Genomic DNA, 13,122 nt, shown 5'->3' with positions numbered 1-13,122 from the left:
GCCCTCCACGGGGCGCGTCGACGGCATTGCCGGACAGTATGCCAATGTGGTGTTGCATGCACGTAATCGGCGCGCGGGGATGCACCCGCCTAGTCGAAGAAACCGTCGCCGACCGGGGGCATCGGCCTGAAATCGTCCGGGGGCATCGGCCTGAAATCGTCATGGCGCGGCGACGGGACCGGCGCCGGCCGATCCCACGCGAACGGGGCGGGTCCCTGGTTGCGGTGCATGTACTCGAACACGTCCGCATCCGTCGGCTCGGGCTGGTCCGCCCATGCGACGCCGCCGGAGGTCAGCGGGTCGAGGGCGTCGATGCGCCGGCGCATCAGGGCGATGGCGTCCGAAAGCCGCCGGAACTCCTCCATGTCGGACTGGTCCGCGCCGACGGGTTCCGGTCCGAGCCTCCGTTCGACGAGATCGAGATAGCCGCGCTCGCGGTCCAGGTCCGCATGCAGCGCCGCCTCCCGGCGCAATGCGGCGTACAGCCGTTCGCTGCGGCACTCGCGCTGCGCCTGTTCGAGGGTCAGGGCGCGTTTGCGCTCCATGTCGGCGAGCCGGTATTGCGTGCTCGTCGCGTCCGAGAGCGCCTTGAACAGGGACGGCATGCGTTCCTCGATCATCGTGTTGGTCGTGTCCCTGCTGGTCTTCTGCCGGTAATGGACCATGTCGCTGTCGACGCGCATGACCATCATCCCCGTGCCGACGAATTCGCGTGACCGTTCCTCGATCCATTTCGGCGTCCCGTCCGCCGCGGCGCGTGCGCCCAGGACGCGGGTCTTCGGCGCGGTCCCCGCCCGCGAGGATTCCGCCAGGTGGAAGGACAGCAGGTACCCGTCCCGCTGCACGATCACATGCGGCCACGGCCATCTGCCGTCGCGCGCCTTCTCGAACAGCGGCTCGGCCGGGTCCGGCACCGAGAACCCCTGGTTCAGCGCCTCGCGCACGATGGCCGTGATGAGCCCCGTGGCCCGGGGTATCTGCCCGTCGGAGACGTATTGCCGGTCGACGTCCTCCTTGAACCGTTCGACCCACGGTCCCGCGGACGTGTCGATGCCGGGGTCCTCCCCGCGCCCTTCGCCGTCGTCGATGGTCCCATGTGCGTCGGTGCCGCATGTGCCGGTTGCGATTGTCATGTTCCTCGTCCCTTCGTTTGCGTCGGCCGCACGGCCGCGGGCGAACCTCCTTTGGTGATCGCCGGTCACCACTTTGGTACGGACGTCGCCCCGACGCAAAACGGATGGAGGGAATGTGCGCAATGGTGGATAAACCGGTGCATAAGCACGGGCGGCCCGGACGACGGCGGATTATTTCTCCCCGGGGTATTGCCATCGCGGTCCCGCCCCGTTACATTGGGAATGCCCATCGCCGGCATACGCCGCCGTCACGCCCCCGCATGAAACGGAGACCCATTGAGCGACAGCACCGCACCCAGGACCACTCCCGAGAACCCGCCCGTCGCCTCCCGCGGGACGCGGCTGCAGGTGCCCGAACTGATCTCCATCGGCGTGTTCTCCGCCCTCTACTTCGTGATGGTATGCGTGGCCACGCTGGTCAGCACGTTGTTCACCGGCGGGTTCGGCTCCATCTTCCTTCCGGCGATCGCGGCGTTGATCTCCGGACCCGTCTACATGCTGTCGGTCGCCCGGGTGGGACGGTTCGGCGGCATCACGGTGATGGGGATGGTGATCGGCCTGTTCCTGTTCGTCTCCGGCCATTTCATCCTCTCGTTCGCGGCGAGCGTGGTGTTCCCCGTCGCCGCCGATCTGATCGCGCGCGCCGGCGCCTACCGCGGCAAGGCGCCGCTGCTCGTCTCCTACGTGGTGTTCTCCTACGGCCTGACCGGTCCCATCCTGCCGTTGTGGTTCATGCGCGACGCCTACGTGGCGAGCCTCGAGGCGCGCGGCAAGGACGCGGCCTACATCGACGGCGTGTTCGCCAACATCAACATGGGCACGTTCGCCGCGTCGATGACGGCGATCCTGGTGTGCGCGGCCGTCGGAGGCCTGTTCGGCATGCGGCTGATGAGGAAGCACCTCGCCAAGGCCGGACTCGCCTGATGCCGGGAACCCCCGGCGCCGCGGCCCTCGACCCGCGCACGAAGCTGGTCCTGCTGCTGCTTGCCAATCTCATGCTCTTCCTCCATGCGGGAGCCGCGACCCAGGCGATCATGACCGCATTGTTCCTCCTGCCCCTCGTCGCCGCGGGGCGCCGCCGCATGGCGACACGTTTCGCCGCCTTGTACACCGTTCTGGCCGTCGCCGCCATGCTCGACCCCGAATCCCTCGGCGCACCATGGCTGCATGTGATCCCGGCGCTCGCCGTGGGACTGGGCATGATGCTGCCGTGCCTCATCACGGGCGCGTACGCGGTCTCGACCACGACGGCGAGCGCGTTCGTGTGCGCGATGCGGCGCATGCGCGTGCCGGAGTCCGTGGTGGTGCCGTGCGTGGTGGTCATCCGTTTCTTTCCGACCATCGCCGGGGATTACCGGCGCATCCGGGAGACGATGGCGTTGCGTGGGCTCGTGTCCGGCCGTTTCGCGGCGCTGCGGCATCCGATGCGCATGCTGGAACATGTGCTGGTGCCGTTGCTCATGAACGCGGCGTTCGTGGCGCAGGACCTGTCGGTGGCCGCGTTGACAAAGGGTCTGGGCCGTTCCGGCGTGCACACCTCGCGCACGACGATCCGCATGCGTGCCGTCGACTGGCTGTTCATGCTGGCGTGCGCCGCGCCGTTGGCGTTGGACACCGCGGGGGTGATCGGATGAGCGTCGTCGATCCCGTACGTGTGCATGGCGTCTCCTTCCGTTACGCGAACGCCGCCGGTGCCGCGCTGCATGACGTCTCGTTGGGGGTGCGCGCCGGCGAATGCGTGGTCCTGTGCGGTGCGAGCGGGTGCGGCAAGACCACGCTGACGCGCGTCGTCAACGGGCTTGCGCCCGCGTTCTTCCACGGCGACCTCGACGGAAGCGCCGTGACCTGCGGGGTCGACGCGGCCCGCGGCCCGGTCGACCGTCTCACGCCGCTGGCGGGCAGCGTGTTCCAGAATCCGAAGACCCAGTATTTCAACGCGAACACGACCGACGAGCTGGCCTTCCCCTGCGAGAACATGGGGATGCCCGCCGACGAGATCGGGCGGCGCGTGGCGGATGTGGCGCGCCGGTTCGACGTGACCGGTCTGCTGGACCGTGACGCGTTCCGTCTGTCCGGCGGGCAGCGGCAGCGCATCGCCGTCGCCGCGGCGACGGTCCTCGGCCCGCGTCTCGTCGTGATGGACGAGCCCACCGGCAACCTCGACGCGGCCGCGGTCGACGACATGCGGCGTGCCGTGATCCGGCTCAAGGCCGAGGGCGTCGCCGTGCTCATCGCCGAGCATCGCCTCGCCTGGCTGAACGGGGTGGCCGACCGGTACGTGCTGTGCGAACGCGGCCGGATCACGCGCGAATGGGATGCGGGGGAGTTCCTCGCCATGCCCGCCGGACGGGTGGCGGATCTGGGCCTGCGCGCCACCGACCTGGGGCCGGCCAGGAGCCGCGTCGCGAGGCTGAAGGCCTCCGCGCCGGCTGTCGGCGGCGCCGACGACGGCGCGTTGCTGCGCACCGAAGGCCTCGTCGTCGGGTACGGCGGACGGAGCCGGCGGGCGTCGCCCCTTCGGCGGCGCGGCCGTGGGGAGCGACGCGACGCGTTCCGCCGCGCCATACCCGACATGGCGTTGCGCCGCGGCGAGATCGTCGGGCTGATGGGACGCAACGGCGCCGGCAAGACCACCCTGGTGCGCACGCTCACCGGGCTGTCCCGCCCGCTTTCGGGGCGCATCCTGCTGGACGGCGCGCCGGCCCGCGCCCGCGGGCTCATGCGCGTCGGGTTCCTTGTCATGCAGGACGTCAACCAGCAGCTGTTCGCCGACAGCGTGCGCGGGGAGCTCTCCCTCGGCATGGACCCGTCCGACGGCGATCTCGCCGCCCGACGGGAACGGCTGCTGGACGACCTGGACCTCGCCGACGTGGCCGACCGGCATCCGATGAGCCTGTCCGGCGGCCAGAAGCAGCGCGTGGCGATCGGCTCCGCGCTCATGTGCGGCAAGGGGCTCATCGTGCTCGACGAACCGACCAGCGGACTGGACCGCCCGCGCATGGAACGGGTGGGCGCGTTGCTGCGCGACCTCGCGCGGCGCGGCGCGGCGGTCCTCGTCGTCACCCATGACGAGGAGCTCGCCGCAGGATGGTGCGACCGCGTCATCGGCATGTCCTCCTGACACGCCGCCCGCGCGGGCGTGTGTTAGCTTCTAGGTGAGACGCGGACGGGAGGTGCGCCATGGGCGATGCGCGACGGGAGATGGAACGGCTGCGGCCGGTCTACGAGACCGGCGTGCTCAGACTGCTGCTGCGCCGCAACTCGCGCATGTACGTGGCGCTGCTCAAGGCGGCGTTCGACCCGTTGACCGGCGAACTGCCGCGCGAGACCCTGGAGGAACGGTTCGCCCAGGGGCTTTCCTCGCTCGCCGACTGCGGGGATTACACGCCGGATCCCGACCTCACGTTCGCCGAGGCGGCGCATCGCGTGCTCGTCGATCTGACCCGCGAGGGGGAGGGGGACTATGCGTGGCTCGCCAACTCGCACGACGCCGCGTCCCACCGCTTCCTCTACCGCCTGACCGCCCGCGCCCACCGGGCCATCGAGGCTTTGGGACGGCTCGAGGACGAGTCGCGGTCCCTGTCCGGCGCGCAGGCCAACAGCATCATCATGGAGATCGAGCACGCGCGCATGCGGCTGACCGCCGACCCGGGCGAACGCGTGCGCCTGCTCAACCGCGAGATCAAGGAACGCAGGCACGAGATCAAACGCATCCAACAGGGCCGGCGCGACGAACGGCTCACCGACTCGCAGGTGGGCGACGTCATCGCCGTCATCCACAACACGCTGCGCGGCGTGCCCGTCGACCTGCGCGAACTCGTGCTCGCCGAACGCGACAACGGCGACGCGCTCCGCCGGCGCATGCAGGCCGGCGACATGAGCGTCGACGAGATACTGGGCGCCTACGACGCCGAATACCGCGCGAGCTTCGGCGACTCCGACATGGGGCGGCGCTTCGAGGACGCCTTCCAGGTGATCATCACCGACGAAGGCCGCCAGCAGATCGACGAGGCGCTGCGCGACATCGCAAGGACGCCATACCTCGCCGGCGAGTCCGCCGCGCTGCTCGGGCAGGTGAGGGACGAGCTCGCGCACATCTACGACGGCATCGAGGCGGTACGCGCCCAGATGCGCGTCTCCAACGAGGAGATCGGACGTCTCGTGCGCCAGCGGACGGACACCCGCTACCGGTCCATGCTCACGCGGCTCAACCGGCTGTACGCGGCCGTCAACGCGGACGCGAAGGCCCATCCGGGCGGGGATGGAAGACCCTACGGCACGGACGTCGCCGGCGTCAGGCTCTCCCCGCTGCCCACACGCCCGGCACGGTCGATGGTCCGCACATCACCGCCCGGGCTGGACGCCGGCGGCGCCGACGGGCCGCGCGTCGACCTCAAGGCCCTGGTCGACAACGGGGGCCCGCGGCTGCGCCGCATGATCGAGCTCATCCGACGCGATCCGGTGACGGTCGCGGGCGCGGTCGACATCGCGGCCAGCTTCAACCGGCTGCCCGCGGCGGAACGGCGCGAAAGCGAGCTCGTCGGCTTCCTCGGCGCGATCGGCTCGCAACGGCCCGGCGGCGTCGTCTGGCATTGCACGACGGCCGGCGGCGAAACGCGCGACTGGCGCACACGGCCGTTGACGGCCTCCCCGGACGAACTGGACGACATCATGGAGGAAGGAAGACCATGACCGACGACACCATCGGCGAAAACCCCCGGGCGGACGGGACGGACGCCAACCCCCACGCCCTGTTCGAAGGCGACCTCGGGGACATGACGGCCGACGCCCGCATGGCCGCCATCGCGCTCAAAAGGGAACGGTACATCGAAGGCGAACTGGTCGACCTCGTCAACGACAACCGCGACGCGGTCATCCGATCGCTCAACAACGACATGCTCGAACTCGTCTACGACGAACGCCACCGCATCATGTACGCGACCCCCGTCACCGGGCCGGACGTCGCCCTGCGTTCGCTCAAGACGCGCACCAGCCTCAGACGCGAGGAGGCGTCCTTGCTCGCGTTCCTGCGCATCCGCGTGCTCGAATACGAGAACATGCGCGTGGAACCGGACCGATGGATCGTGGGCTTCGACGAAATGCGCGCCGCGCTCGCCACCGGCGCGGGATACCTCGCCTCGCGCAACGACGAGGAGGGCGTGCTCAGGCAGGTGACCACGCTCGTCAACACGATGACCACCTACGGGTATCTGGCGGCCGGCGACGAAGAGGGCATGTACCGCATCACGCCGCTCGTGCCCGCCGTGCTCGACCGGTCGCTGGCGGACGCATGGCTCGGCGTGGCAGCCGACGACGCCGCGGACGAGGACGGGGAGGAGTGACCATGGCATTCAGGGAACCGCAGATGATCGCCGACCGGTGGATGATGGAAAGCCGCCGCCTCGTCAACTGGGGCTCATATCAGGGCTACCACGAATTCCGCCCCTCCACCGACCCGGACCTGCCCGTGACCCTGCTCGCCGGCGCCAGCGAATCCGGCAAATCCACGCTCGTGGACGCGCAGATCTCGCTGCTGTACCCGACCGGCACGCCGTTCAACAAGGCGTCGAACTCCGGACGGTCCGAACGCAACGACTACACCTACCTGCGCGGCATGGTCGGCGTGGGCGGCGACGCCGGCGGGGAGGAACCCATCTACCTGCGGGGCCGCGACGCCGACGGCGCGCCTCAGCCCGTATGGGGCGCCATCGTGGACACCTACCGGAACATGACCAGCGGGCAGGTGCTCTCCTGCGGCAAATTCCTCTACCTCATGGCCGGGGACGGCCGCGGCGACGTGAAACGCCAATACGTGGCATGGGGCGAACCCATCGACCCGCGGGCCATGGACGCGCACCGCGAACACCCGTTCACACCCACACAGCTCAAGGCCGCCTACCCGGGCTGCGACACCTTCACCAACGCCGACGCGTTCCACGAACACATCTGGGGCATGATGGGGCTGAGCGAAGAGGCCTGCCGCCTGCTGCACAGGATCCAATCCGCCGACGCCCCATCGCGGCTCGACGACATCTTCAAGCAGGGCGTGCTCGGCGTGCCCGAGGCCCTGGAGCTCGCCCGCGGCGCCGTCGAGGACTACGAACGCTACGAGGCCAACTTCGGCGAGATGGAGGAGAAGGCGAAGCGCGTGAAGGCGCTCGCCGACATCCGCGACGCCTACGGCGCCTACGAGGACGCGCACCGCGACGTCCTCGCGTTCAAGGAGGTCGACCCCTCCCGTCCGGCGGGCGCGGCGACGATCCGTCGATGGACGCAGGCGCGCATGCGCGCCGAAGTCGCCGGTCGGATGCCCCTCGACGAGCATGAGCGCCGCGAACACCAGGCGGCCGCCCAGTCCGCCCGGCGCGCCTCCGAGGACCTGACCGTCCGCATCGACGCCATCCGGGACCAGATGAACGGGCTGGACGGCGGCAACCGCGCCCGCCTCGAAGCGGAACTCGAACAGGCCCGGCGGACGCTTGACGACGTGAAGGCGAACCACGAGCGCATCGCATCCGGGTTCGCATCGATCGGCGAGACCATGCCCGACGACGAACACGGGTGGACGGACCGCAGGATCGCCGCCGTGGATTTCACACGCCTCTACCCGCAACGCGTGGCGGAACTCGACGACCGGCGCGACGAGGCGTTCGCCGCCCGCTCGCAGGCCCGCGGCGAACTGGAACGGCTCGAACGCGACTACGAGCGGCAGAAGTCGCAGCGCACCCGCATCACCCAGCAGATGGACGAGACGCGCGCCATGCTGTGCCGAGCCACCGGGCTCGACGCCGCCGAACTGCCGTACGTCGCCGAACTGATGGACGTGCGCGAGGACCAGGAGGAGTGGCGGGAGGCCATGAACGTCGTCTACGCCCCGATCGCGCAGACCATCCTCGTCGACAGCCGTCACGAACGGGGATTCGCCGCCAAGGTCAGCGCCATCGACCCGCACGCGATGGCCCGCCGCACGTGGCGGTTCGTCGACCTCGCACGCGGCGGCGACGATGACGCCGCGGCGGCCGGGACGCCGGCCGCGGACGGGGAATGGATGTCCTCGAAACTGCGCTACCGCGAGGACTCCCCGTTCGCCGGCTGGCTGCGCGCGCAGACCCGCTCCGAACGTCTCGACGCCCTCTGCGTCGCCGCCATCGACGATGCCGACCGCGTGCACCGTCAGGTGCAGGCCGACGGCCAGATCAAAAGCGGACGGCACGGACAGCACGGCGTCGGGGACCGCAGGCAGATCATCGGCTACGTCAACGGGACCTACCTCGCCATGCTCGCGTCCCAGGCCGAGGACGCGCGCGGGCGTCTGCGCGATGCGGACGACGCCTACGCCGACGCCCGCCGCCGGCTGGAGGCCCTGCGCGGCGAATGCGAGCTGTCCAAACAGCTCGCCTACGCCGCATGGGAGAAGGTGGACGTCCACGGCGCCGAAAACAGGGTCCATGACATCGAATCGACGATCGGATCCATCGGCGACGACCCCGAACTCGCCGGGCTCGCCCGGCGCAGGGAGGAACTGGAACGGGAACGCGACCGGCACGAGCGCCGCCGGTTCGCCGAACGCCAGGCGGCGGACGACGCGGGACGCGCCGTCGACGCGGCCCGCGCATGGCTGGAGGCCGGGTACGGCGACGGGCGGGCGGACGGGGAGGACGCCGCGCCGGTCGACGGCCGTGCCTCCGCCCTGCTCGCCGAAGCCTACGAGCGCCGGTTCGCCGGCCTGACGGACGCGACGCTGCGCGCCCACATGATCATCGGCGCCGGCGCGCACACAGACGGCAAGCCGTTCCCGCAACGCGTCGTCGACGGCGTCGTCGCCGACATGGCCGCCAGCATCGAGGGGCTGGAGGCGCGGACGAAGGCGGCGAGAAGCGTCGTCGAGACGAAGATGGGCTCGTACAAGGCCATGTACGACCAGGACGACGACGCGCTGACCGCCACGGTGGAGGACCACCGCTACTACCTCGACGAGCTGGAGGGACTGTCGCGACTCACCGCCCAGAGCGTCACGGGCTCCGAATACCGTCGCTGCCTCGAACAGCTGCGCATGGGCCTGCTGACCGTCAAACGCGCCATCGACACCGACGCGGGCGACATCCGCGACCAGCTGGACCGCATCAACGCCATGCTCGACGGACAACGGTTCGGTCCCAAGCACGGCAGCCTGTCCCTGCACGCGGACGTGCGACGCCCCGACCGCGTCTTCTCCTCCCGGCTCGCCCACGCCATCGCGTCGCTCGACGGCTGGAAATCCTCCGGAAGGAACGACGTGGACGAGATGCGCTCGATCTTCGTCTCCTGCGCCCCGATGATCGGGCTGCTGCGCGACCAGCTCGCGCAGGTGCGGGACGCGAACGGCGTGAAAAGCTACGGCGCTCGCGACCTCGACCCGCGCTGCCGGTCCACCTTCTACGCGATCGTGCACCATGAGGACGGGCCGGACGAACGCATCACCTCCACCGGCGGACGTTCCGGCGGCGCCCTGCAGGAGCTCACCTCGTTCGTGTACGGAGCGGCGCTCATCTACCTGCTCGGCGGCGGCATGGAGAACCGCCTCAGGCCGAGCTATACGACGCTGTTCCTCGACGAGGCCCTCATCAAGGCCGACGGGCGCTATACGCAGCGCGCCCTCACCGTGCTGCCGCGCCTCGGCTTCCAGGTGATCGTCTCCGCGCCGGAAAGCAAGACCGGCGAGATCCTCGAGGTCTCCACCAAGGCCTATGTCACCTACAAGGACCCCGACACGGGGCTCACCTCGCTGCGCGAGGCCGTGCTCGAGCGGGAGGACGGCGGGGACGGCGTCCCGGCGTGACCGTTGCGGGCCCTCGCGGCCCGGAACGGCCGCGGACACGCCATCGAACAGGTGTTCGAATTCCGTCGCGCCATCGGGTATCCTTGATGCGGACTTGACGGGCGCGGCGGCGCATCGACGGAAGGCGGGGATCGTGGCGACGAAACGGAAGACGACGGGCGGCAGGAACGGCGGGGTCGTCGTCGAGAAGGTCATGACCAGCGACTCGTTCCTCGCGCGCGAGATCCGCAAGGCGCCGCTCGTCGAGCACGACGGTTCGCTCGTGGCCGACATCTCGCACATCCCCAACGACCTCAAGATCACCATCCAGGGCGCGCGCGAGCACAACCTGAAGAACGTGGACCTCGCCATCCCGCGCAACCGCATGGTCGTGTTCACCGGCCTGTCCGGCTCGGGCAAGTCGTCGCTCGCGTTCGACACCCTGTTCGCCGAAGGGCAGCGCCGCTACGTCGAATCACTGTCCGCGTACGCGCGCCAGTTCCTCGGGCAGATGGACAAGCCGGACGTCGACTTCATCGAGGGCCTGAGCCCCGCCGTGTCCATCGACCAGAAGACCACGAACCGCAACCCGCGCTCCACCGTCGGCACCATCACCGAGATCTACGACTATCTCAGGCTCCTGTTCGCGCGCACCGGCGTGCCGCACTGCCCCGAATGCGGCGAACCCGTCGCCTCGCAGACCCCGCAGCAGATCGTCGACGCGCTCATGGGCTATCCCGAGCGCACGCGCTTCCAGATCCTCGCCCCCGTCGTCAAGGGGCGCAAGGGCGAATTCGTCGACATGCTCGAACTGCTGCGCTCCGACGGCTACGCCCGCGCGCTCATCGACGGCGAGATGAGGCAGCTGTCCGACGACATCACGCTCGCCAAACAGAAGAAGCACACCATCGAGGTCGTCGTCGACCGCCTCGTCGTCAAGGACGGCATGCGCCAGCGCCTCACCGACTCGGTCGAGACCGCGCTGAAACTCGCCAACGGGTCCATCGTCATCGACTTCGTCGACGAGGAGGAGGGAAGCCCGGCGCGCCGCCGACCGTTCTCCGAGCACCGCAGCTGCCCGAACGGGCACGTGCTCGAACTCGACGAGATCGAGCCGCGCACCTTCTCCTTCAACGCGCCCTACGGCGCATGCCCCGCCTGCACCGGCCTCGGCTTCAAACTCGAGATCGACCCGGAGCTCGTCATCTCCGACCCGGACAAGTCGCTGGCCGAAGGCGTCATCGAACCGTGGAGCAACACGAAGATGACCTCCCAGTACTACGGCCACATCCTCGAGGGCCTCGCACGCGAGATGGGCTTCTCGATGCGCACCCCGTGGAAGGACCTGCCCGCCGACGTGCGCCACGACATCCTCTACGGCCACGAGTTCAAGGTCGACGTCTCCTACCGCAACCGCTGGGGCCGCCTGCGCGAATACTCCACCGGCTTCGAAGGCGTGGTGCGCACGCTCATGCGCCGTCACGAGGAGACCGATTCGCAGTCGATGAGGGAATACTACGAGTCGTACATGCGCGAAGTGCCCTGCCAGGTGTGCAAGGGTCGTAGGCTCAAGCCCGAGGTGCTCGCCGTCACCGTCGAGGGCCTGTCCATCTTCGACGTGTGCGACATGCCCGTCGCCCGCGCGCTCGAATGGGTCAACGGCCTCAGGCTCGAAGGCTCCGCCGCCATGATCGCCGGCGAGGTGCTCAAGGAGATCAGGGCCCGGCTCGGCTTCCTCAACGACGTCGGCCTCGACTACCTCACCCTGTCGCGGGCCGCCGCCACCCTGTCCGGCGGCGAGGCGCAGCGCATCCGACTCGCCACGCAGATCGGCTCCGGCCTCGTCGGCGTCATGTACGTGCTCGACGAGCCGTCCATCGGCCTGCACCAGCGTGACAACGCCCGCCTCATCGAGACGCTCCACCATCTGCGCGACCTCGGCAACACGCTCATCGTCGTCGAACACGACGAGGACACGATCCGCGAGGCCGATTGGCTCGTCGACATCGGCCCCGGCGCCGGCGAGCACGGCGGCGAGGTCGTCTACTCCGGCCCGGCGAGGCACCTCGTCGACGCGAAGCGTTCGATCACCGGCGACTACATCGCCCGCCGCCGCGAGATCGCCGTGCCCGAACACCGCCGCAAGGTGAGGAGGACAGTGCAGCTCAAGGTCGTCGGCGCTCGCGAGAACAACCTCAAGAACATCGACGTGAGCTTCCCGCTCGGCGTGTTCACCGTCGTCACCGGCGTCTCCGGATCCGGCAAATCCTCGCTCGTCAACACGATCCTCTACCCGGTCCTCGCCGACAAGCTCAACGGCGCGCGCATCGTGCCCGGCAAGCACCGCCGCGTCGAGGGCCTCGACCAGGTCAGGAAGGTCATCCACGTCGACCAGAACCCGATCGGGCGCACGCCGCGCTCCAACCCCGCCACCTACACGGGCGTGTGGGACAAGATCCGCGCCCTGTTCGCCAAGACGCCGGAGGCGCAGGTGCGAGGCTACGGGCCCGGCCGCTTCTCCTTCAACGTGAAGGGCGGGCGCTGCGAGGCGTGCCACGGCGACGGCACGCTCAAGATCGAGATGAACTTCCTGCCCGACGTGTACGTGGAATGCGAGACCTGCCACGGCAAACGCTACAACCGCGAGACCCTCGAGGTGAAGTACAACGGCAAGACCGTCTCCGACATCCTCGACATGCCCATCGAGGAGGCCGCCGACTTCTTCAAGGCGTACACCGGCATCTCCCGGTACCTCAGGACCCTCGTGGACGTCGGCCTCGGCTACATCCGCCTCGGCCAGCCCGCGCCCACGCTCTCCGGCGGCGAATCGCAGCGCGTCAAGCTCGCCACCGAACTGCAGCGCCGCTCCGACGGCAGGACCGTGTACATCCTCGACGAGCCGACCACCGGCCTGCACTTCGAGGACGTGAACAAGCTGCTCAAGGTGCTGCAGGGTCTCGTCGACAAGGGCAACACGGTCATCGTCATCGAGCACAACCTCGACGTGGTCAAGTCGGCCGACTGGATCATCGACCTGGGGCCCGAGGGCGGCGACGGCGGCGGCACCGTCGTCACGCAGGGCACGCCCGAACAGGTGGCGCAATGCGAGGCGTCCTGGACCGGCCGCTTCCTCAAGGACATGCTGTAGCCCGCCGTTTCCGGTTCGTCCGGTGTCCGCGGCCGGCCGGGGCG

General features: G+C 69.4%; 8 protein-coding genes. 7 read left to right on the top strand and 1 reads right to left on the bottom strand.

The annotated features are described in order from the left end of the window. Positions 1-89: 89 nt before the first annotated feature. On the bottom strand, positions 90-1,133 hold the full coding sequence (locus GFD21_RS07120; RefSeq protein WP_163197280.1) for a hypothetical protein: 1,044 nt from the start codon (positions 1,131-1,133) through the stop codon (positions 90-92). Between the two features lie 276 nt (positions 1,134-1,409). On the opposite strand from GFD21_RS07120, the gene GFD21_RS07115 reads away from it, so the two are divergent. The 7 genes from GFD21_RS07115 to uvrA all read left to right on the top strand — a co-directional run bounded on the left by GFD21_RS07115 (position 1,410) and on the right by uvrA (position 13,078). Beyond that, positions 1,410-2,057, top strand: coding sequence for an MptD family putative ECF transporter S component (locus tag GFD21_RS07115; RefSeq protein WP_163197279.1), 648 nt, complete (start codon positions 1,410-1,412; stop codon positions 2,055-2,057). Further along, positions 2,057-2,767 (top strand): energy-coupling factor transporter transmembrane component T, encoded by a 711-nt coding sequence (locus tag GFD21_RS07110; protein WP_163197278.1) that lies wholly within the window; start codon positions 2,057-2,059, stop codon positions 2,765-2,767. The genes GFD21_RS07115 and GFD21_RS07110 overlap by 1 nt, the downstream gene beginning before the upstream one ends. Next, positions 2,764-4,254, top strand: coding sequence for an ABC transporter ATP-binding protein (locus tag GFD21_RS07105; RefSeq protein WP_163197277.1), 1,491 nt, complete (start codon positions 2,764-2,766; stop codon positions 4,252-4,254). Before GFD21_RS07110 ends, GFD21_RS07105 begins: the two co-directional genes overlap by 4 nt. A gap of 59 nt (positions 4,255-4,313) precedes the next feature. Continuing rightward, the gene (locus GFD21_RS07100) at positions 4,314-5,825 is read left to right on the top strand and encodes a DUF3375 family protein (RefSeq protein ID WP_163197276.1); all 1,512 of its coding nucleotides are present in this window, start codon (positions 4,314-4,316) and stop codon (positions 5,823-5,825) included. Next, positions 5,822-6,475 (top strand): DUF4194 domain-containing protein, encoded by a 654-nt coding sequence (locus GFD21_RS07095; RefSeq protein WP_163197275.1) that lies wholly within the window; start codon positions 5,822-5,824, stop codon positions 6,473-6,475. Before GFD21_RS07100 ends, GFD21_RS07095 begins: the two co-directional genes overlap by 4 nt. 2 nt (positions 6,476-6,477) lie before the next feature. Then, the gene (locus tag GFD21_RS07090) at positions 6,478-9,951 is read left to right on the top strand and encodes an ATP-binding protein (protein ID WP_163197274.1); all 3,474 of its coding nucleotides are present in this window, start codon (positions 6,478-6,480) and stop codon (positions 9,949-9,951) included. Between the two features lie 193 nt (positions 9,952-10,144). Then, positions 10,145-13,078, top strand: coding sequence for an excinuclease ABC subunit UvrA (gene uvrA / locus GFD21_RS07085; protein ID WP_163197315.1), 2,934 nt, complete (start codon positions 10,145-10,147; stop codon positions 13,076-13,078). Positions 13,079-13,122: the final 44 nt, after the last annotated feature.

The sequence above is a fragment of the Bifidobacterium platyrrhinorum genome (assembly GCF_010667645.1).
GTDB lineage: Bacteria > Actinomycetota > Actinomycetes > Actinomycetales > Bifidobacteriaceae > Bifidobacterium > Bifidobacterium platyrrhinorum.
This window is presented reverse-complemented; position numbering and strand designations above follow the sequence as displayed.